We start from the raw sequence: 20,151 nt of genomic DNA, 5'->3' as shown, positions 1-20,151 counted from the left end.
AGGCGGGGCGGGCCTGCCTCGCCCCGCCCCGCCTCGCCCCGGCTCGCCTCGGCGAGAAGCCAGGAGTCGTCGCACTCGAGACCGACCGCGACAACTCCTGCACACTCGCGGAACCGCGGTCGGGATAAGCCCGGCGAGAAGCCAGTAGTCGCGAGCGGCCTCGGGACGCCGGACCCTCGTCGCTCCTGCGCCGAGCACCCCGAGACTCCATTAGTTGTCGCACTCGACGCCCACTGCGACAACTCCTGCGCACTCGCGAGCGGAGGCGGCGGCGGATGCGAAGAGACGCAGGAAGCCGCCGCACTCGAGCTCGAGTGCGGCGGCCTCCGGCCCGTCAGGAGCGGGCGACCGCGGGTCAGGACTCCGTGTCGACGAGCGAGTCGAGGTGCGCGAGGTCCTCGGACGAGATCTCGAAGTCGACGTCGGCGTTCTCGACGATGCGCGAGGGCGTCGTCGACTTCGGCAGCGGCAGCACGTCCTTCTCGAGCAGGTAGCGGATGCAGAGCTGCGCCACCGACTTGTCGTACTTCGCGGCGATCTCGCCGATGTCGGAGTTGTCGAGCAGGCCGCCCGTCGCGAGCGGCGAGTACCCCTCGACGAGGATGCCGTGCTCCTTGCAGTACGCGGTCGTCTCGTCCTGGGTGTTGCCGACGAACCAGCGGATCTGGTTGGCGTGCGGCACCACGTCGGTCGCCGCGATCAGCGACTCCAGATCGGCGACCTGGAAGTTCGAGACGCCGATGGCGCGCGAGCGACCGGCCTCGAGGATCTCCTCCATCGCCTTCCACGCCGCGATGTTGCCCTCGCGGTGGTCGGAGCCCATGTCCTGCCAGGGCCACGGGGCGTGGATGAGGTACAGGTCGACGTGGTCGAGCTCGAGCGCCGCCATGGTGGTCTCGAAGCTCGCCTTCGCGCCCTCATAGTCCTTCACCTCGGCCGGGAGCTTGGTGGTGATGAACACCTCGTCGCGCGGGACGCCGCTGTCGCGCAGGGCCCGGGCGACGCTCGCCTCGTTGCCGTAGGCGCGGGCGGTGTCGATGTGGCGGTAGCCGGCCTCGAGCGCGGCGGTCGTCGCGTCGTAGGCCTCGGGGCCGTCGGGGATCTGCCAGGTGCCGAACCCGATCTTCGGGATGGCGACTCCGTTGGACAGCGTGAACGTGTCGGTCAGGGCGGGCATGACTCTCCTCTGCATCGGTCTTCTCCGCGGGCCGCCACCGGCGGCGCCGCTCCTTCCACGCTAGGCCGGGCCCCCGGCTCGCGCGGGCCCCTTGCGCTTGGCGCCTCCGGTGCTACGCGGCCGTCGCGCTCCCCGCCGCCGACCCCGCAGAAGACGCAGGTCTCGCGCGCGAGTACCGCGACTTCCGCGGGGTCGCGAGCCGGCACCACCGGCCCGCCCCCGCGAGCGGCCGGCGCCTCCCCCCTGAGGCGCCGACCGCTCAGCCTCGCGCCACCGACCAGGGGGTCCGCAGCGCCCGCTCGGCGAGCAGCCGCCGCTCCCCCGTGATCGACACCTCCGCCGTCACCGCCGCGTCCGCCGCCGAGGCGCCGGCCGTCAGCCGCAGCGGCCCCGGGTCCACGGCGAGCCGGCCGTCCTCCCCCGTCACCGCGAGCCGGGCCGCATCGACGTGGAAGTGCACCGTCAGCGTCTCGCCCGCCGCGATCGGCACGCGCGCGAAGCCGATGAGCTGCGCGACCGGCCGCACCACCGCCGAGGTCGGGTAGCCCGCGTAGAGCTGCACCACCTCGACCGTGTCGGCGCCGTCGTTCCGGAGCGATACCGCCACGTCGAGCGATCCCCCGACCGGCAGCTCTGCCGCCGTCGCCAGCTCCGTATACGTCACCGCGCCACGGGTCAGCCCGTAGCCGAACGGGTAGAGCGGAGTCGCGTCCAGCGCCGTGATCCCGGGGTTCGAGAGCCCGAGCGACGGCTGCAGGTACGTGGTCGACGCGGACGGGAGCCGCGGGATCTGCACGGGCAGCCGCCCGGTCGGAGCCACGCGGCCCGAGAGCACGCCGGCGACCGCGGCCGCCCCGTCCGCTCCCGGGAAGAACGCCTGCACGAGTCCGCGCGCCGCTCCGAACGCCCCGAGCGCGTAGGGCCGGCCCGAGAGGACGACCACCACGGTGGGCACGCCGGTCTCGAGCACGGCCGTCACCAGCGGCTCCTGCGCTCCGGGGAGGCGGAGGTCGGCCGCGTCGCAGCCCTCGCCCGAGGTGCCGTCGCCGAAGAGCCCGGCGATGTCGCCGACCACGACGACCGCCGCATCGGAGCCGCGGACGAGGTCCACCGCCTCCTGCACGCCGTCGGTCGACGCGGAGGTGATCGAGCCGCCCTCCGCGAAGCGCACGCGCGACGCTCCGAACTCCTCCTGCAGCGCCGTCAGCACCGTCGGGATCGACAGGCCGAGGTCGTGCCCGGGGTGCTTGGAGAGCACGTGGTTGGGGAACGCGTAGCAGCCGACCAGGCTGCGGAACTGGTCCGCGGCCGGTCCCACGACGGCGAGCGAGCCGGAGGACAGCAGCCCCGCGACGTCCTCGTCGCGCAGCAGCACGACCGACTCCTCCGCGATCCGCGACGAGATCGCGCGGTTGCGAGCGCTGTCGAGGTCGACGTCCTCGGCTCCCTCGGGCACCAGCGGGCCGCCGTCGAGCAGGCCCGCCTCGAACTTGTGGCGCAGGTGCCTGGCCACGGAGCGGTCGAGGTCGGCCTCGTCGACGACGCCCTCGCGGATCAGGCGCGGCAGCTCGCCGTACGCCGCCGTCTGCGGCAGCTCGACGTCGACCCCGGCGTGCAGCGCCAGGCGCCCCGCGTCGGCCGCGTCGACCGCGACGTGGTGCATGGCCTGGAGGAACGGCACCGCCCAGTAGTCGGCGACGACCGTGCCCTCGAAGCCCCAGCGGTCGCGGAGCAGCGTCGTCAGCAGGTGCCGGCTGGCGCTGCTGGGCACCCCGTCGATGTCGGTGTACGAGGTCATCACGCTGCGGGCGCCGCCGTGCCGCAGCGCGGCCTCGAACGGAGGCAGCACCGTGTCGGCGAGCTCGCGCGGCCCCATGCTCACGGGTCCGTGGTTGCGGGCGCCGCGGGAGGCGGCGTACCCGGCGAAGTGCTTCAGCGTCGCGACGATACCGGTCCCCTCCAGCCCCGCCACGTAGGCGGCGCCGAGCTGCGAGACGAGGTACGGGTCCTCGCCGAGGGTCTCCTCGACGCGGCCCCAGCGGTAGTCCTTCACGACGTCGACGACCGGGGCGAGGCCCTGGTGGATGCCGAGGGCGCGCATGTCCGAGCCGATCGCCTCCGCCATCTCGCCCACGAGCTCCTCGTGGAAGGTGGCCGCCCAGGCGAGCGGAGTGGGGAACGCGGTCGCGCCGTACGCGGCCAGGCCGGTGAGGCACTCCTCGTGCGCGATGGCCGGGATGCCGAGGCGGCTGCCGGCGACCACGCGCTCCTGCAGCTCGCGGAGCCGGCGGACGCCCTCCGGGACGGTGACCGGCTCGGTGCCGAACACGCGGGTCAGCTGGCCGAGGCCGCCGGTGAAGAGGTCGTCGCCCGCGGCGGGCCCGTCGTCGAGCTTCGGGGCGAAGTCGTCGGCGGAGTCGGTGAGCCAGACGGAGCCGAGCTGCGCCGCCTTCTCCTCGAGGGTGAGTTCCTGGGTCAGGAGGCGGGCACGCTCGGCCGGAGGCAGAGCGCGGTCCCGCCAGTCCCGCCCGGGAGGACGCGCGGCGTCCGTCCCGGGCAGTGCTGGGGAAGCGTCGTGCATCAGCCCTTGAACGCCCCGTCCATGATCCCGGACACCATCCGGCGGCCGACGAAGAAGAACGCGATCAGCAGCGGGAGGGTGGCCATGAACGATCCGCCCATCGCCAGGGCGACGTCGATCGAGCGGTTGGCCTGCAGCTGCTTCAGCGCGATCTGCACCGTGAACAGCTCCGGCGACTTGAGGACGATGAACGGCCACATGAAGTCGTTCCAGACCGCGGTGAACGTGATCAGCCCGAGGACGAACGCCGCGGGGCGGACCACCGGGAAGGCGATGCGCCAGAACAGCTGCCACGAGTTGGCGCCGTCGATGCGGGCCGCCTGGATCAGCTCGTCGCTGACCGTCGTGGACATGTGCTGCCGCATCCAGAAGATGCCGAAGGCGCTGGCCAGTCCCGGCACGATGATCGCCTGGAGGGTGTCGACCCAGTCGAGCGCCGAGACGATCAGGTACTGCGGGATGATGCTCAGCTGCGCCGGCACCGTCATCGTCAGCAGCACGATCAGGAACAGCACGTTGCGGCCCGGGAACTGCAGCTTCGCGAAGGCGAAGCCGGCCATCGCGCAGAGGATCGCCGAGATGACGGCGATGCTCAGCGACACGATGAGGCTGTTCAGCATCGAGGCGATGAACGGGACGGTGTCGAACACCTTCTCGGCGATCGCCATGAAGTTCGTGCCCGGGTACAGGCGCGGCGGGATCGACGTGACGGCTGTCGCTCCGACCGACGCGACGACGAACATGTAGTAGAGCGGGAAGATCGAGACGAGCACCGCGATCACGAGGAAGACGTAGGTCGGCCAGCCGACTCCGCCGCCCTTCCCGCGCCGCTTCGGCAGCTGTGCCTTCTGGACCGTGGGGGCCAGCGTCTGCGGGACGGCCTGGTCGATCACATCCGACATCAGACGGCCTCCTTCCGGGTGCGGGTGGAGAGGTAGAAGTTGAGGAGGGAGACGAGGACCACGATCACGAACAGCACGACGCCGATGGCGGATCCGTAGCCGAACTTGAACTGGCCGAAGCCCTGCTCGTAGAGGAAGAGCGCCAGCGTCTGGCACTGCCGGCCGGCGCCGCAGGTGAGGCCCGATTCAGGGGCCACCAGGAGCGCCTCCGTGAAGATCTGCAGACCGCCGATGGTCGACATGATCACGGTGAAGACGATGATCGGGCGCAGCGCCGGGATCGTCAGGTGGCGGAACTGCTGCCAGCTGGACGCGCCGTCGACGGAGGCCGCCTCGAACATCTCGCGGGGCAGCGACTGCAGGCCCGCCAGGTAGAGGAGCGTGTTGTAGCCGAACCAGCGCCAGAAGACCATCGTCGAGATGACGATCCAGGAGCCGTAGTTCGTGGCGAGGAAGTTGATCGACGGCAGTCCGAAGATGCCGAGGAACCAGTTGATCAGGCCGAAGTTCTTGTCGAAGATCTGCGCGAACACGATCGCGGTCGCCGCGACGGAGGTGATGTACGGCACCAGCAGCGCCATGCGGAAGAAGTTCGCCCAGCGGAGGCGGGCGTGGTTCAGCAGGTGCGCGAGGAAGAGGGCGAACAGCAGCTGGGGCACCGTCGAGATGATGAAGATGCCGAAGGTGTTGACCAGCGCGTTCCAGAACCGGGAGTCGGCGAAGAGCTGCTGGAAGTTGGCGATGCCGACGAAGGTCTGCTCGCCGATCGGGTTCCAGTCGAAGAGCGAGACGTAGAACGTGAACAGGAGCGGGAAGAGCCCGAAGACGATGAAGATGATGAAGAAGGGCGCGACGTACGCGTAGGGGGCGATCCGCTCCGAGAGGGAGTTGCGGATCCGCGCGGCCTTCTGGACCGGCGCGCTGGGCTGCTTGCGCTGCTTGCGGGGTGGTGCTGCTGTCACCGTTGACACGGGAGTACCTCCGTCGAGAAAGGGGGGAGGGGCCCGGCGCGCGAGGCGCCGGGCCGCTCGGGTGGGTGGGGCGATCAGCCGCCGATGGCCTGCTTGGCCGTGTCGAGTGCGGTCGACCACGCCTTGTCGGAGGTCACGTTGCCGGCCTCCAGCTCGACGAGGGTGTTGAGGAGCGCCCCGTTGATCGGGGTGGTGTCCGGTCCGTTGTAGAAGGACGGGAACTGCTCGACGGAGGTGGCCATGACCTCGCCGATCTTCGAGTCGCCGAAGAACGGGTCGGTGTACGACTGGACCTCTTCGCTGGCGACCGCCTCGGTGGCGGCGGGCAGCGTGCCCGAGGCCTTGAAGTGGTCGGTCTGGCCCTCGGCCGACATCATCGTCTTGATGTACTGCCAGGCGGCCTCGGGGTGCTCGGCGCGGGCGGGGATGGCGATGACGCTGCCGCCCCAGTTGCCGCCGATGCCGGGGACGCTGGTGACGCGCCAGTTGCCGGCGGTGTCGGGGGCGTCGGTCTTGATGCCGGCGAGGATCCACGAGGGGGCGATCGTCACGGCGAAGGCGCCGTTCGCGCGGCCCGGAGCCCAGCCCGAGGACCAGGCGGCGATGCCGGCGCTGATGCCGGCGTCCTTGGTGTCCACGGCGACCTGGAACGCGTCCTTCACCTGCGGGTTGGTGTCGTAGACCAGCTCGCCGTCGGGCGAGTAGTACTTCTCCGAGACCTGGTTGACGGTCGAGAAGAAGACGCTGGTCTCGATGTTGTCGACGAACGGCTTGCCGGTCGCCTCGGTGTACTTCTTGCCGGTCTCGATGAAGGACGGCCAGTCCTTCCAGAGCTCGGCGACCTGGTCGGGCTCGGTCGGCAGGCCGGCCTGCTCGAAGAGGTCGGCGCGGTAGGCGAAGCCCAGTCCGCCGACGTCGGTCGGGACGCCCACGACGGAGCCGTCGTCGGCGGTCGCGGCGGAGGCGGCCCACGGGAGGTAGGTCGAGGCTACGTCGTCGCCGCCGAGGGTGCGCAGGTCGAGGAAGTTCGAGCTGTTGGCGACGAACTGGGGCAGGTCGTCGTTCTGGATCATGACCAGGTCGGGCACCTTGCCGCCGGCGAGGGCCGCGGTGAGGGCGGTGGCGGTCTCGGTCGTGCTGCCGACCTCGGAGAGCTTGATCTTCGCGTCGGGCATCTTCGCGAGGTACTCGTCGACGCTGTCCTTGGCGTTGATGCCGGTGAAGGACCAGAAGGTGGCTTCGGCGTTCGGGTCGTCCGAGGCGCCTCCTCCCCCTCCGGACGAGCACCCGGTCAGGGTGAGCGCGACTACTGCTGCTGCGGCGGCTACGGCCGTCAGGCTTCTTTTCACGACAATTCCTCTTCGTTGGGGATTCGCAGGGTTTCGGTGAGGGCGGGCCTCAGAGAACGATCTCTTGGCGGCCAACCTAACCCGCCCGCGAGCACGATGCAAGCGAGAACCGGTCTCCGCGAGATAACGATCTCCGCCTAGTATCAAAGGGAAGTTTCGCAAATCGAGCAGTTCCGGACGGCCGCCCGCCGCCCCGTGCGAGTCTTCACTCCGACGTTCTCCCCACCGTGCTCCGCGGGGAGGCGCGGAAGCCGGAACCTCCCCTCGCAGAAGGAAGCAGCATGACTCGACCCACGCTGGTGGACGTCGCCCAGGCCGCGGGCGTCTCGCGCGCCACCGCAGCCCGGGTGCTCGCAGGCGGCACCAATGTCGACGTCCGGATGACCGCCGCGGTCGAGCGCGCCGCGAAGTCCCTCGGCTACGAGGCGAACAGCGCCGCCCGGATGCTCCGCGGCGGGCGGGCCGGGGCCATCGCCCTGATCGTCGCCTTCAACGAGCTCGACAGCCTCACCGGGACGTTCTTCACCTCGGTGCTGAAGGGCGCCGCGAAGGGCCTCTACGCCGGCGAGGTGCAGCCCGTGCTGCTGCCCGCCGACCACGACGACAGCGACCGCATCCCCCGCTTCCTCCGCTCGCGGGCCGTCGACGGCGCGATCGTGATCCTCCAGCACGAGATCACCCACCTCGCCCAGGCGCTGGCCGACTCCCCCGTGCCGATCGCCTGGGTCGGCCGCCCTCGCGTCGCCCTGCCCGAGGACGCGATCGTCATCGACTCCGACAACTACGGAGGCGGCCGCCTCGCCGCCCGCGCGCTCGCCGACTCCGGCCGCCGGCGCCTGGGCATCATCGCCGGCCCGCACGACATGGAGCCCGCCCGCGACCGCATCCGCGGCTGGCGCGACGAGCTGACCGAGCTCGGCCTCGACTCCAGCCCGATCGTGCACGGCGCCTTCACCCTCGAGAGCGGTTCCGCCGCGATGGCCCGCCTCCTGCAGCGCCACCCCGACCTCGACGGCGTCTTCGCCTCCTCCGACCTGATGGCCAACGGCGCGATCCGCGTGCTCCAGGCGTCCGGCCGCCGCGTCCCCGCCGACGTCTCCGTCATCGGCTTCGACGACGTCGTCATCGCGACCACCTCGGATCCGACCCTCACGACCATCCGGCAGCCCCTGGAGGACATGGGCCGCGTCGCCGCCGAGACCGTCGTCGCCGTCGTGCAGGGCCGCCCGGTCGACCGGCAGCCGATCCTCGCGACGACCCTCGTGCAGCGCGAGTCCGCATGACCCCGCCTCCCCCGCACCGCCTGATCGTCAGCACCGACGCGGCGAACGAGGCCGACGACCAGTTCGCGATCGTCCAGGCGCTGCTGACCGAGACCCTCGACGTCCGCGGCCTGGTCGCTGCGCACTTCGGCCGGCCGGGGAGCATGCCGGAGTCGCGCGCCGAGATCGACCGCATCGTGGAGTTGGCGGGAGCGACGGTGACCGTCGTCGACGGCGCCGAGTCGGCCCTGCCCGCCGAGGCGTCGGACGGCGCCCGCCTGATCGTCGCGGAGGCGCTGCGCGACGCCGGCCGACTGTGGATCGCCGTGCTCGGGCCGCTGACCGACGTCGCCGCCGCCCTGCTGCTCGAGCCGTCGATCGCCTCGCGCGACGTCGTGGTCGTCTGGGTCGGCGGCCCGCCCTACGACGAGATCCCCGCCTACAGCCCCGAGTTCAACCTGATCAACGACGTCGGCGCCGCGAATCTGGTGCTCGAGTCGGGCATCGCCCTCTGGCAGATCCCGATGCCCGTGTACTCCGGAGTCGGAGTCGGACACGCCGAGCTGCGGACCCGGCTGCGCGGCACGAGCCCGCTCGGGGACTACCTGGTGGACCAGCTGATCGCGTTCAACGACACCATCCCGTACGGGCCGCTCGACTTCCGGTCGCTGGGTGACAGCCCGGCGATCGGCGCCGTGATGAACCCCGCCGGCGGACGCTGGCGGGAACGCCGCGCGCCGCGGTTCTCCACGGACGGCGAACTCCTGCCCGACTCCGGGCCGCACACGATCCGCGTCTGCGAGGCGTTCGACACCCGCTGGCTGATCGAGGACCTGTTCGCGAAGCTCGTGGAGTTCGGGGAGCGGGCGGGCGGCGAGCGCTGATGGTCCCTCGTGGCGAGGCATCCGATGCGTGCGCTCGCTGAACAAACGAAGGCCTTCTGCGATGCGAGCGGACACCGCGGGTTGCTCGCACGATCCCGAGATCAGGTGTAAAGACGCAGCTCGGCTTCGAGAAGCGACTCAGCCCTGAGTTCCTTTATGAGTTCTTGAAGAGCTTCCACCGCGACGGTCTCGGCGCTCTCCGAGTCGGTCGCCTTGTGCGCAGCTCTCAGTACCGCTTGATGTCTATCGTAGATCGGATCCTCTGCATAAACGGCCTCGAGCACACCGCGAAATCGACGAAATACCGGTAGAGAGTGCCGATGCCGACGCTGGCGCGAGCCGCCACCTTGGCGGTTGTCGCCCGATCTCTACCCACCTCGATGACGACTTCGCGTGCCGCCGCGACGATCGCGGCTCGCGTTCGATGAGCTCGATCTTGGAGTGGTTTCACTGGTGTGCTGCGATTTTTCGCTCCTGTCATACCTTTCATCCTCTCACCACACGCCTGAAACGTGACACATACTCATATGGTCGATCGGAGTGTGCTGCCAACGAGAGTCGCATTGCGGGCGGCCCCCGAAGTGATCTCACCAGCGCGCTGGCCGCCACCCTTCCGGCCACGCCAACCGAGGGCGCTGAAGCAAGCGAAAGCGGAGGAGAGAAAGAAGTAGAGCCGAATTCACGAAGATCCGAGTAAGACTCCTCGCTCACGAACGCGCCACTTATCCCGCCACTTGAAGCTCCGCTCTTGACCGTTCCTGACTTCGCTGCAAGCCTTCTTCAAACGCGGAGATCAATCCGCATCTGAAAAAACGCTACAGATGAAAGGCCGTTCGATATGCCATTGAGGGAATTCAGAAGTGCCAATGAGAGTAGAGACAAGAAGCTAAAGGTGGATCGCATGAAGCGTTTCCGTTCCTTCGCTGCAAGCCTGCTTATTGCGGGCATCGCAGCCACCGGAATCGGACTGGTCTCTACGGGACCGGTGATGGCAGCACAACCGCCCGCCGGCTACCCCAGTACAGACACCTTCGCGACGGTGTCGAGCAGTACGCATGGGAGTTTCCCGTTCCGGCGCGGCTTCTACGATGCAGACATCGAGCGCGGGTGGGGCCTCGACAAGGTTTTCCACAAGCACAACATCTGGAGCACCAACGCAATGAAGAAGGTGATGGCTTCCACGAACAGCACGCTGCAGGGGAACGGCAATTACAATCTCAAGGCCTACGCGGGCAACTACGACTGCGTCGACGGCAGGTGCGTGCTCCGCGAGCAGGTCGAGTTGCTGGGCATCTACAATCCCCGGTCGTACGACCTGTACTACGGATGGCCCGTCGGCGGAAAGATGGGCATGCAGACCCGCTACTGCAAGCAGGGCGGCGAAGCTCGCTGCGCCGACTGGGTGACGTACTCGATTGACTACCCAGGTGTCGACAACCCGTTTAGCCGGTCGAGCACGCCTGCGGAGGAAGGGCTCACGGCGGACCAACAAGCGAAGCAGGCCGAGATCCTCGCGTCGCCGGAGATCGAGGAGCTGAAGGCAGAGATCGCAAGCGACGTGACCGAGGTCGCGTTCGACTACGCGCCCCTGCCGGAGATCATGTTCACGGAGTAAGTTCGGTCAGTAGCAGAGGAGAAGAAATCTACTCTTCTCCTCTGCTACCGTCGATTAGGAGGAGTTGGGCAATGACACAGGCGGAACATACAGCCGACGCCTTCCTGCGAGGAGTGCGTGTCTTCCTAAAGCAAGATCGTGCTGGTGATATCGAACTTATTCACTGCTGGGCACAGGAACCTAATGACGCCTTCATCCTCTATAGATATCGAAGAGGACCCTCCAACGTTTTCGGGTGGCATGAACAGCTTCTCACGTCCGAAGGAGTGGAAGCCGCACTACTTCATGGTATGGATACAGCCCAAGAGCTTTCGGAACCCGTTGGAACCGCGTCTATCAAGACTGATGAGAATGGCATCAAATGGGTCGGGCAAGCAATTCATACCAGCCAGCCGAAACTTACCTTCGAGGCAGTGACTTTATTGCGTTCCGCTATGGAACGCTAGAAGAGGTAACGCGGGGCTTCGCAGGCCCGGCGGCGTGGCCCTGTGGCCGGGAAGGGTGGCCGACGGGCATGGGGGCTGGGCGTTTACATACCCGCGAGCCCCTGTGGTACCTCCTAGTTGGGTGTGACGGCGGAGGGAGGAGGGAGCGAGCCTTTGCTCGAGCGGTGCGTGTGAGCGCATCGCGTCACTCAGCTCCGAGCACCGTGCTGTCAAGGGGTCGGTTCAGGGTCCTGCGCATGGTGTCCGACCTGATCGGCACCGACGACCGGGAGACGACCTCCGCGAGCATGAACAAGGGTGTGCGCTCGACCACGAGCGCGTTGAAGCGCGAACTGATCCTCGACGGCGCGGAGCTGGCGAACCTCCCCACACCGCGGAAGGGCCGCAAGATCGGGCGCGCGGTGATGATGTCCTCCGGTAACCGTGCCGCGATCCTGCGCACCGTCCCGTTGTTCGACGGACCCAAGGCGCTGGTGGAGTCGATCAACGCCTCCATCGCGAACCACAAAGCGGGCAAGCCCGCACCGACCACGCCGCCCCTCGTCACTACCGCCGCTATGGAGGAAGCATGACCGCAGACGACTTCGACCCGTTCGGCGGTGAGGACTCCGCACCCGCCTCGGAGCACGCTCCGGCGCAAGACGAGGAGGCAGTGACGACGCACTACGGGTCCGCGGATGAGTTCGTGCGCAAGCAGCTCATCAGCACCTACCGGCGCCGGGTGATCGCCTACGGCTCCGGGGGCGGCATGCGCTGGAAAGCGGCCTGGTGGGAGAGCAAGGAGGCAGTGCAGCGCATCGAAGCCCTGTGGCGGGCTTGGGAGGCCGCACGGCGAGACGAGACGGACGGGCCGAGCACCTGGTGGGTCAACCACTGCGACCCTCACATGAACGTGCTCCTGTCGATGGATGGGCCGTTCGCGGACTCTCGCGACGAGAACGACATCGGAGATCCGCTGCCCTACACGCCGCCACCGGCCGGCATGTTCGAGGACGACAACCAACCCCCGCTCTATACCGACGTGGTAGCGGCCCGCGAGGACACTGGCCTGCGCGCCTCTACGGGTGACGCCTAGCCACCGTTACCGGAAGTGGGTGGCAACGGGTTCCTTCGGCATCGCCTGTCATACTTTCTAAGCGAGATATAGCGATCTGTCGCAATGTTTCGGACGTACTTAACGCCATGACCGTCAGTGAAGACTACAAGCGGTCGAAAAGTTTTCCGATCGATGGCACGCGGGCCGCCAAAAATACCCGTCATTCCACCTTTGACTCTCGAGACGCCAAAGTCGCTGCTCGTTCCTCCGAGAACCTGTCTCACCTTCGCGTCCTCACGCATCTCGCCGATCGGAAACACAAGACGTTGACTTCGCAGATCGAAGTAGTCGATAAAGGGATCGGTTACAGGAGCTTCTCCCAAGTTATAGGCCGTGCCGCGGAATCGCGTACGGTTATCAGTCGACTGCTCGAGGAAATGTACATTCACCACAAATTGGTCCGCCCAGGCAGTCCGACGTGTGGTCAACTCACGCCTGGCAGTTGCGACACCGAAGAGGATAGCTCCTACAGCGCCAAGCCCAGCGACCCAATCGGGGACCGATCCCCAGTCCTGGGAACGCCACCAGGACTCAAATCCTTCTAATACCTCCACCTTATGCAAAGTAGCCTATCCTTCTGGTTGCCGCCGCGGCGGAACGGTTTCAGGAGTCAGAGAAGGGAGGCGGGCAAAAGTCCCGATTGCACTGATCCCTTGGCGCTAACGGTGTACTTCACGAACCAACGGTCGGAATGGCCAGGTGCCATAGTGAGCATGACGGGATCTCCGGTAGCCCTCCGAGCCGGATGATGCGTTCGTAAGGCTTCCTCTTCTCCGCCGATAATGAATCCTGCTTCGCGCCAGAACGGTATTGCGGCCGGCAAGCTCTGCCCATAAACGAGTACCGCGCCCGCAGCACGCGCGGTTTCAAGGACCACCTTGAGTAAGCCGGTTCCGTACCCGCGCTTCCGGTACTCGGGGGCGACCACGAGGGCGTTGATGCACCACCACGGCTCGACCACGTTGGCGTCGACGAACATCGCGTCATCCACCCAGCTGAACCCGATGAGTTCGCCGGAGGGGTGACCCGCTCGCAGGACCAAGGTCCAACTACTACGAATCGACGTGCCGGTGTCGAACCGATGCGCCCACCGGTCCGGATCGTGCAGGAACGTCATCGTGGGCATCTCAGCGCGCGCGAGGGCTGCGAGTTCCGGCGCGTCCTGCGCCGTCGCAGCACCTTGATAAACGTGCTCATCCATGAGCGCAGAGTACCCGAAGGGCGCCACTCGATGGCCGGCGCGCACTCGACCTGCATACTTAGTCGCGAGCATGGGGGGCGGTGCCGTGGGTAGGGCAGCCAAGAACAAGGCAGCACGTGCTGCGGCACGAGCAGCGATCGCAACTGCGGTTCCGTCGATCAGCCGGGTTGATGAATTGCGTGCAGCCGCAATCGTTGTTGGCGACCTCTTCGGGACCACCCCGGACTGCGCCAGTGCTGCAGGTTTTCTCTATGAAATTGCGGCAGAGCTAGGCCAGGAGCTCCACCCCCGACCCGTATCAGTCATGGGCTCCGACCAAAGAACGGGAACGCAGATCGTAATGGGGCCGCGGGCTACAGCCCTACTCGGCCCTGACGAAGCGGCGCGCTTAGACGACCAACGTCCCAATGGTAAGGACACCGGCCACTTGGTACTGACATCGGATGAGCACTCCTTGATGCTCGATCCAAACATGCGTCAACTTGGAAGGTACGGCATCTACGCTCCGAGCGTGATAATCGAGGTGAATACCGAGCCAGACAATCACGAATGGGGGTTTAGGGCGGGCGGCCTAACCTTGCGGTATTTGCTCGATGACGACAATGAGACACTACTGCCAGCATACGAGAAAGCGCGCGTCAGATTCCGAGAAGAAGCCCGACGGATTGTGATAGACATACGAGCGGGGCTCCCGACCGATCAGGCAGTCAGGCGAGCCCGACAACGACTTGCGGCCTAATCAGAAAGGCCTCCTCCTGCGTCATTGGATCGAGGCGCGTCAGGAAAGTCGCAACATCCTCGTTGAACTGGCTGACTCCGGCGGGGCGGTCGAATGTACCCTCGCCCTCCTGGCCCTGTCAGCGGGCGCCGAAACACTCTGTCCTGCACGCCGCCACCGGTCGGCATTTTCGAGGACGACAACCAGCCCCCGCTCTAAACCGAAGTGGTGGCGGCGCGGGAGGCGACAGCCTGAGCCCAAGGCAACAGCGAAGGGGAGCATCCGACTGGTTGCTCCCCTTCTTTGCGTGGTGTGCCTCAGCGTCCGAGGTCGCTACGGTCCGCTCCCTGACCCCTGCCGCGGGTGCGGCGCGTCTGCTGAATGGAGCCGCTCCGGGCGGTGCTGGACACCGCGGCGCTGGCGGGGGAGGCGTGCGCGGCATCGGCGCTCATGCGCGTTTCGATCGCGTGCGGAGGGACTCCCTTGGCTTCCATCGCCGCGATCATCGACTGCCGGCGGTCCGCGCTGTCGTAGGAAGCCTCACCGGCCTGGCGCGCCGCTGACGCGCGAGAATCGGATGCGGGGGGCGTGTGGAATCGCCCGTAGCCGTCCCGGGGCCCTGAGCGGCGTCCTGGCGCTCCATGGGGGCGTCGTCGCGGAAGAGCTGTGCCTGAGCGCGTGCGTCGGCGGCGAGCTCGCGCAGCTCGTCGGGATTCGCGTTGACAGTGCCTCCGGCTGCCGCATCGCGGTCGTAGTCGTTCGCGCGATCTTCGAGCTGTGCAGCCATCTCCGCGCGACCGTTGTCGACGTCGGAGGCGCCGGGGGTTTCTCGAGCGGCGTCCTGGCCGCGAGCGTCGTTCGCGCGGTCGAGCCGGTCGGCCTCCGCGATCTGCAGTTGCGCTTCGGTGACCTCTGCTGCCGCTCGAGCGCGCTCGGGGACTACCGCGTCATTCCACTCCTCCACGAGCCCCGCTCGCGCAGCGGCGACGGCCGCGGGGTCCGGGGAGGACACCTGGCCGGCGTCGGTCCAGTCGATCGACGTCTGCACGCGGTAGTCCTGGAACCCGGCCGGGTCGGTGTCGCGCTTCCACTCCTCGGCCGCGGAGAGTTCGAGGGTGCCGGCGTCGCCCGCGAGCGCGGCGCGATAGTCGGTGATCAGAGCGCGCTCCGCGTTCACGTCCGGCTCCGCGCGATCGCCCACCTGCATGGTGAGGCGGTCGTCGTCGTGGCGGTGGTAATGCTCCGGCGCGGAGTTGGTGGCCCATTCCTTCGCCAGGTCCAGCTCCGACTTCCCCTGACCGGCCGCGTCGCGCAGCACGGCGGTGTCGACACCGTAGCGCTCGAGCACTTCGCGCTACACAACGGCCGCGGCGCGCTCCGCGATCGGGTCGTGGGTCTTCCACGCCTGCGCCGTCTCTGCGATCTTCGCGATGTCCTGGATGCTCGCCTTCTCCCACCAGTCGGGCCGATCCACGATCTGCAACGTCGCTCGTGCAGCGCCGCGCTCGGCGTCGAACCGCGCGGACAGCTCGCGCGCCTGCGCTGCGGAACGTGCCTGCGCGTCGCGTGCCAGCTCCTCGCGCAGCCGGGCGAACTTCTCGCCCATCTGCAGGGCGATCGTCAACGCGATCCGGACACTCTGACCGACCTCCTGGCCTACCTCGTCGTCGTCACTCATGGGGTCCCCTCGTTGTTCTGCCTGGTGCGGGTCATCGGCCGCGGTCGCCGCGATCGGTGTCTGGCTGGGTGCGGCTCTCGCGGGCTCGGCGCGCGAGCTGATCCGCAGCTTCTTGCTCGCGCTTCGTCAGCGTCGTCGGCACCGGGCTACCCAAACCGAACGACGCCTGCGTGAGCCGGCGGTTCTCCTTCAGCTCATCCGGGAGCGCCTGCCACTGCTGTTCGCGATCTGCGGCCTTCGCCGACGCGATGCGAGTGGAGTAGCCATCCCGGACTTGCGTCAGCTGACGCTGCAAGGTGGCCGACAGCTCCGCCGATCGGCGGGCGTCTCCGGCTGCCTTGTGGGCACTCATGATCGCGTGACTGGTCTTCGCGAGCTGACGGAACAGCAGCAGCTCCGCGGCCGCGTTCTTGTTCTTCCCCGCCGCCGCCAGGATGAGCGCGGTCGACGCGGCGCTAGACGGCATGCCCGCCGGTCGCTGAGTCGTCTCGTGCGCCCGCAGGTGCGCCGACCGGGCCAGCGATCGCGCAGCGTCCGCGAGCGGTCCCGGGGTGGGCTCCATACGCCGGGACCACGCCGCGTAAGCGCCGGCCGTCTCGCGTGCAACGTGCGCCCACGTCGCCTTGTCGGAGGAATCCACGGACCTGATGTAGTCGTGCAGCCGGTCCATGTCCGTGGCGTACTTCTCGAACAGCTGAGGCGACGGCTCCGCGACCTCCCGGCCGGGATTCACCGGCTGGTAGCGCCACGGGTTCTTGGACGTCGCGCGCCACTCCTCGGCAGCCTCCGTCGCCTTCGTGGGGTCGTCCGGCCAGCCTTCGCGCAGCCGCGGGAGGGTGAGGTCGCGGGCGAGCGTCCCTCCTCCGTGCCAGCGCACCGGCTCGTCCTTCTCAGGGCGCAGCGCCTCGCTGTAGCCCTGCACGACGTCGTTGCGTCCGACCGCGAACCGCGGGCGCACCAGCAGACCCTCTTGACGCATCCGGCGCACGAACTCGCCCTCGTCCACGCTGGACGATGCAGCAGCTCGGACGCTGCGCTCCAAGCGGCGCACGTCGGGCTCAATGGCGCTGCGCGAACGTGCCGCCTCGCGCGCTCCGGGGACGATCCCGCGCTCTCCCAGCTCGCGCCCCTCGGGGTGGAGCTGCGTCAATCCGTGGTCACGTTCCAGCTCGCGGGCGACCTTCTGGCTCAGGCGCTTGTCGTAGGGGATGTGCGCCTTCGTCCCGTCCTCGCGGACGAGGGAAACGGCGATGCTGATGTGGTCGTTCCCGTTCTTCGACGCGCCATGACGGACGGCGACCCATCGCGCGTTCGCCTTCCCGATGTCATCGCCCGCGAAGCCCATGCGCTGCACGAAATCGGTAGCGATCGCGCCCCACTTCTCGTCCGTCAGCGAGCCCTCCTCGGCGCTGAGGGAGAGCGAGCAGTGCCACACGTGAGCGTCCTGCTTGACGACGGCCTGCTTGCCCGTCGCAGGGTCCACGATCGGCTTGCCCGTCTCGCGGTCGAACTGCTTCACGGACCGGATGACCTTCGTGCCGTAGAGCTCCGCCGGCTCGTCAAGATCGCGGGCGATCGCCAACGCGGCAGCACGGTCCAGCACCTCGTACCCGTGCAGCGCCATGATCGCGGAATCCCCCGCGATCAAATGTTGCTCCGTGTGCTCGTCCGAACGGCCCGGGCCGGCGAGATAGCTCATCAGTCCGCCCATCTGCGAGCCGTACGTGACGTTCGGGATCACTTCCCCGCCACCGACCGGCACGCTGCACTGATCTGCGGCACCAACGCCGCGAACTGCGCACGGAACTCCTCCACCTGCGCCGGGAACTGACCCTCGGTGTTCGCGAACCGGGCGAGCTGGTTGAGGTTCCGAGCCATGCCGCCCAAATCGGCGCGCACCTGCATCAGCTCAGCTACAACGCTCTTCCACTCCGCGTCGGTACGCACCTGGGCGTTCATCGCGGACTCGAACAGCAACCGCGGGACGGTGATGTCACCGGCCACCACGGCACGAGCCTGCAACGCCGCGTCCTCCTCGGCGGTGACGTACACGCGGTAGTACTTCTCGCGTGCGCCCTCCGTCGCGTTCTCGCGGCGCTTCCGAGCGAACAGCCGTCGAGGATTCCCATCCGACACCCGAACCACCGCCCTTCACAGCCAGCGCAGCGAACCCGCCGACCAGCGGGGACCACACGACCAATGTGCACCCGGGCCAAGCGCAGCGCCAGCCCGGCAAGCCATTTACCAGCGGTAAACAGACAGCTTGCTCCAAAACCAGCTGTGCTCCAAAACCAGCTGTGCAAACGCCTTCCGGGCGGGGGTGGGCAGCTACTCGATCCGCCCGACAGGATCGGACCTGGCAGCCCGGGTGCCCGTTGGTTAATCTCGGGAGCATGACTGACCAGAGACTCAACGCCGAAGACGCGGCCAACACCGCACGTGCCCTACTCGAGAAGTCGGTCGAGGACCGTGTGGCCGCTGTCCGCGCCCTCGTCGCCGCGACCAACGACGTGGACGACAAGGAGCAAGCAGCGAAGGACGCCCGCGACGCACACACCAGCGCGTGGGCTACCGCTCTGACGTCGGGATGGAGCGAGAAGGAACTGCGCGCCACGGGCGTCCGCCCACCAGGCCAGACACGCCCCCGCACACCCCGCCGAACCTCACGCACCGACACGACAACCCAGCCCACTGAGTAGTAGCCGAGTCGCGTGCGCGGCGCGCGTTCCGGCCTTCCATCCGACGCGGCACCCTGGCCTCCGGATCGATCTCGTCAAGAGCGCTTCGCGTCCCCTGCGGGGATGGCCCTCCGGGCCACACTTGACGGCCTCGCTCCACCGGCCGTGCTCTGCTTATCGGATGGATGGCCTCAGAGAATGGACACCATCAGTAGTGCACTCGACGCGATTGGACACCGCATGACCAGCGCACACCCCGACGACGAACTGCGCGCCTGGGCAGCGGGTGAAAGAGGACGCGAAGCGGCCACCGAACTCCTCATCCGCTCCGGCCTCACCAAGCCGGACGACCCGTGGATCCGGCAAGACCGACAGTGGGGAGCCTACGCCGTCGACTACGACGCGGTTCCTTACGGACGCGATGGGCTCTGCGAGAGCCAGAGAGCCGTACTCCTGCTCGCGGCGTCCCTCGCGGATGACGTGCCTGTTGATCTACGCGGGATCAGCCGCGACCTCGACTACGACCACGCGCTCCTCGCCATCACCGCCCTCACCCACGCCGCCGGCTACCACCAGCTCACCCACACCATCGACAGCAGTGGATCCGCGCCCCGCGTCATCCAACGACCACCGTTGATCACCTGGGATCACGAACTCGTCTGAGTGCCACGCGTCGCCTCGAGCGCGCTCCACGGGCGAGCCGCCTCGGGGTTCTCGGTGCGGCACCTGGTGCGAGTGAGGGGTCAGGCGGTCTCGGGGAAGTCGATGTCCGTCATCTCCTCGCTCCAGGACGGCCGAGCCGGCTGCAGCCGCCGCGTCTCGAGCTCGATCTGCGCGATCGCTTCCTCATCGACGGGCTCGTCCCCGTGGCTGTTCTCCACGGGGATGGAGAACAGCTGGCTGGCGGGTCCGATGAGCAGGTGTGCGGAGGCGTTGCTTCCGCCGTCGGTGACGACGGGGATGGTCACGATGTCGGATTTCCCGACGTCAGCGAGGGCCCGGGCGTAGCGGAGCACGGCCTTGCAGGTGACGTCAGCGACGAGCATGGAGCCGCTGGAGTAGTAAAGCTTTCTCATGAGGTCACTGTGCCGATCGGTAGAGACGTGCCGAGTGTCGGAGGTAGCGGTGCAGTCGAGGCGTCGGGCGCGTGAGGGTTGGTTCCGCCCGCGTCGGGTTCCGGCTAATGCGGAGCCCGTTGACGGTGTAGGAATCTTGGAGAAGTTGACGCACCCAGGCGGTGTTGATGCTCGGAGGACGGCTGCTGGCGAAGGCGAACTCGAACAGAATTGAGTGGTGCAGCCAGACCGAGCGTCGCCCGCTCCGGACATCGACCGCGTTCTTCCACGACAGGCAGAAGCTCTCGCCCTTGCCGAGCTTCGTCCCGATCACGAGTTGCAGATGAGCGAGGAGCCGATCCTCGAAATCGTGTTCAGAGCTGGAGTTGTAGTGCAGCTTGCCCATTGGGCGCGCGTTGCCGCGGGGAGCGAGCGTGCTTCTCGCGGTCCGAGCGTCGCTCGTCGTCGCGTGCTCGGTGGATCAGCGTGAGCGAATGGGTACGGGTGCCGGTGGCGGTCGCGGCGGCGACCATCGCTG

Annotated in this window: 22 protein-coding genes; 8 read left to right on the top strand and 14 right to left on the bottom strand. The window is 67.7% G+C overall.

Going from position 1 to position 20,151, the window contains the following annotated elements; genetic code table 11:
* Positions 1 to 355 precede the first annotated feature (355 nt).
* From C5C63_RS14745 to C5C63_RS14725, 5 genes are all read right to left on the bottom strand, one after another.
* The gene (locus tag C5C63_RS14745; RefSeq protein WP_104226493.1) at positions 356 to 1,177 is read right to left on the bottom strand and encodes an aldo/keto reductase; all 822 of its coding nucleotides are present in this window, start codon (positions 1,175 to 1,177) and stop codon (positions 356 to 358) included.
* A gap of 259 nt (positions 1,178 to 1,436) precedes the next feature.
* The gene (locus C5C63_RS14740; protein ID WP_104326343.1) at positions 1,437 to 3,758 is read right to left on the bottom strand and encodes a glycoside hydrolase family 3 N-terminal domain-containing protein; all 2,322 of its coding nucleotides are present in this window, start codon (positions 3,756 to 3,758) and stop codon (positions 1,437 to 1,439) included.
* Complete coding sequence (locus C5C63_RS14735; RefSeq protein ID WP_104224678.1) at positions 3,758 to 4,660, bottom strand: carbohydrate ABC transporter permease; 903 nt, start codon at positions 4,658 to 4,660, stop codon at positions 3,758 to 3,760. Before C5C63_RS14735 ends, C5C63_RS14740 begins: the two co-directional genes overlap by 1 nt.
* A complete protein-coding gene (locus C5C63_RS14730) occupies positions 4,660 to 5,622 on the bottom strand; it encodes a carbohydrate ABC transporter permease (RefSeq protein ID WP_104224677.1) in 963 nt (320 codons plus the stop codon). The genes C5C63_RS14735 and C5C63_RS14730 overlap by 1 nt, the downstream gene beginning before the upstream one ends.
* A gap of 83 nt (positions 5,623 to 5,705) precedes the next feature.
* Positions 5,706 to 6,980: an extracellular solute-binding protein gene (locus tag C5C63_RS14725; RefSeq protein ID WP_104226495.1), complete on the bottom strand. Its 1,275-nt coding sequence runs from the start codon at positions 6,978 to 6,980 to the stop codon at positions 5,706 to 5,708.
* Positions 6,981 to 7,261: 281 nt separating this feature from the next.
* Between C5C63_RS14725 and C5C63_RS14720 the strand changes: the two genes are divergently transcribed.
* Positions 7,262 to 8,263, top strand: coding sequence for a LacI family DNA-binding transcriptional regulator (locus C5C63_RS14720; RefSeq protein WP_104224675.1), 1,002 nt, complete (start codon positions 7,262 to 7,264; stop codon positions 8,261 to 8,263).
* A complete protein-coding gene (locus tag C5C63_RS14715) occupies positions 8,260 to 9,126 on the top strand; it encodes a nucleoside hydrolase (RefSeq protein ID WP_104326342.1) in 867 nt (288 codons plus the stop codon). Before C5C63_RS14720 ends, C5C63_RS14715 begins: the two co-directional genes overlap by 4 nt.
* 101 nt (positions 9,127 to 9,227) lie before the next feature.
* Here the strand turns inward: C5C63_RS14715 and C5C63_RS17165 are convergent, their stop codons facing one another.
* Both C5C63_RS17165 and C5C63_RS17580 read right to left on the bottom strand, forming a co-directional pair.
* Positions 9,228 to 9,410 (bottom strand): hypothetical protein, encoded by a 183-nt coding sequence (locus C5C63_RS17165; protein ID WP_181110636.1) that lies wholly within the window; start codon positions 9,408 to 9,410, stop codon positions 9,228 to 9,230.
* Positions 9,353 to 9,607, bottom strand: coding sequence for a helix-turn-helix domain-containing protein (locus tag C5C63_RS17580; RefSeq protein ID WP_181110635.1), 255 nt, complete (start codon positions 9,605 to 9,607; stop codon positions 9,353 to 9,355). The genes C5C63_RS17165 and C5C63_RS17580 overlap by 58 nt, the downstream gene beginning before the upstream one ends.
* 411 nt (positions 9,608 to 10,018) lie before the next feature.
* Here C5C63_RS17580 and C5C63_RS14705 point away from each other — a divergent pair, with 411 nt between their 5' ends.
* The 4 genes from C5C63_RS14705 to C5C63_RS14695 all read left to right on the top strand — a co-directional run bounded on the left by C5C63_RS14705 (position 10,019) and on the right by C5C63_RS14695 (position 12,262).
* On the top strand, positions 10,019 to 10,741 hold the full coding sequence (locus C5C63_RS14705; protein ID WP_146086411.1) for a hypothetical protein: 723 nt from the start codon (positions 10,019 to 10,021) through the stop codon (positions 10,739 to 10,741).
* A gap of 71 nt (positions 10,742 to 10,812) precedes the next feature.
* The gene (locus C5C63_RS16780) at positions 10,813 to 11,187 is read left to right on the top strand and encodes a hypothetical protein (protein ID WP_146086410.1); all 375 of its coding nucleotides are present in this window, start codon (positions 10,813 to 10,815) and stop codon (positions 11,185 to 11,187) included.
* A 236-nt stretch (positions 11,188 to 11,423) separates the two neighbouring features.
* The gene (locus C5C63_RS16775) at positions 11,424 to 11,759 is read left to right on the top strand and encodes a hypothetical protein (RefSeq protein ID WP_146086409.1); all 336 of its coding nucleotides are present in this window, start codon (positions 11,424 to 11,426) and stop codon (positions 11,757 to 11,759) included.
* On the top strand, positions 11,756 to 12,262 hold the full coding sequence (locus C5C63_RS14695) for a DUF4913 domain-containing protein (protein WP_104326338.1): 507 nt from the start codon (positions 11,756 to 11,758) through the stop codon (positions 12,260 to 12,262). Before C5C63_RS16775 ends, C5C63_RS14695 begins: the two co-directional genes overlap by 4 nt.
* Positions 12,263 to 12,893: 631 nt before the next feature.
* Here the strand turns inward: C5C63_RS14695 and C5C63_RS14690 are convergent.
* The 5 genes from C5C63_RS14690 to mobC form a co-directional block, all read right to left on the bottom strand.
* A complete protein-coding gene (locus C5C63_RS14690) occupies positions 12,894 to 13,484 on the bottom strand; it encodes a GNAT family N-acetyltransferase (RefSeq protein WP_181110634.1) in 591 nt (196 codons plus the stop codon).
* A gap of 1,220 nt (positions 13,485 to 14,704) precedes the next feature.
* A complete protein-coding gene (locus C5C63_RS14680; protein ID WP_104326335.1) occupies positions 14,705 to 15,550 on the bottom strand; it encodes a hypothetical protein in 846 nt (281 codons plus the stop codon).
* A 6-nt stretch (positions 15,551 to 15,556) separates the two neighbouring features.
* Positions 15,557 to 15,880 carry a hypothetical protein gene (locus C5C63_RS14675; RefSeq protein ID WP_104326334.1) on the bottom strand — a complete coding sequence of 108 codons (324 nt, stop codon included), beginning with the start codon at positions 15,878 to 15,880 and terminating at the stop codon, positions 15,557 to 15,559.
* Between the two features lie 31 nt (positions 15,881 to 15,911).
* A complete protein-coding gene (locus C5C63_RS14670) occupies positions 15,912 to 17,621 on the bottom strand; it encodes a relaxase/mobilization nuclease domain-containing protein (RefSeq protein WP_104326333.1) in 1,710 nt (569 codons plus the stop codon).
* Positions 17,618 to 18,016 (bottom strand): plasmid mobilization relaxosome protein MobC, encoded by a 399-nt coding sequence (gene mobC / locus C5C63_RS14665; RefSeq protein ID WP_374954103.1) that lies wholly within the window; start codon positions 18,014 to 18,016, stop codon positions 17,618 to 17,620. The genes C5C63_RS14670 and mobC overlap by 4 nt, the downstream gene beginning before the upstream one ends.
* A 257-nt stretch (positions 18,017 to 18,273) precedes the next feature.
* Between mobC and C5C63_RS16770 the strand changes: the two genes are divergently transcribed.
* Both C5C63_RS16770 and C5C63_RS14660 read left to right on the top strand, forming a co-directional pair.
* A complete protein-coding gene (locus C5C63_RS16770; protein WP_146086408.1) occupies positions 18,274 to 18,579 on the top strand; it encodes a hypothetical protein in 306 nt (101 codons plus the stop codon).
* A 219-nt stretch (positions 18,580 to 18,798) separates the two neighbouring features.
* Positions 18,799 to 19,221, top strand: a complete 423-nt coding sequence (locus C5C63_RS14660) for a hypothetical protein (RefSeq protein WP_146086407.1) — start codon at positions 18,799 to 18,801, stop codon at positions 19,219 to 19,221.
* An 80-nt stretch (positions 19,222 to 19,301) separates the two neighbouring features.
* Here C5C63_RS14660 and C5C63_RS14655 read toward each other — a convergent pair whose 3' ends face one another.
* Entirely contained in the window at positions 19,302 to 19,634 is a 333-nt protein-coding gene (locus C5C63_RS14655; RefSeq protein WP_146086406.1) for a hypothetical protein, read from the bottom strand.
* Between the two features lie 4 nt (positions 19,635 to 19,638).
* A complete protein-coding gene (locus C5C63_RS14650; protein ID WP_181110633.1) occupies positions 19,639 to 20,019 on the bottom strand; it encodes an ATP-dependent DNA ligase in 381 nt (126 codons plus the stop codon).
* Positions 20,020 to 20,151: the final 132 nt, after the last annotated feature.

This window comes from Rathayibacter sp. AY1B8 (assembly GCF_002932775.1).
Taxonomy (GTDB): Bacteria; Actinomycetota; Actinomycetes; order Actinomycetales; family Microbacteriaceae; genus Rathayibacter.
Note: the sequence above shows the minus strand (reverse complement) of the source record. Positions and strands in the feature narration are given on the sequence as shown.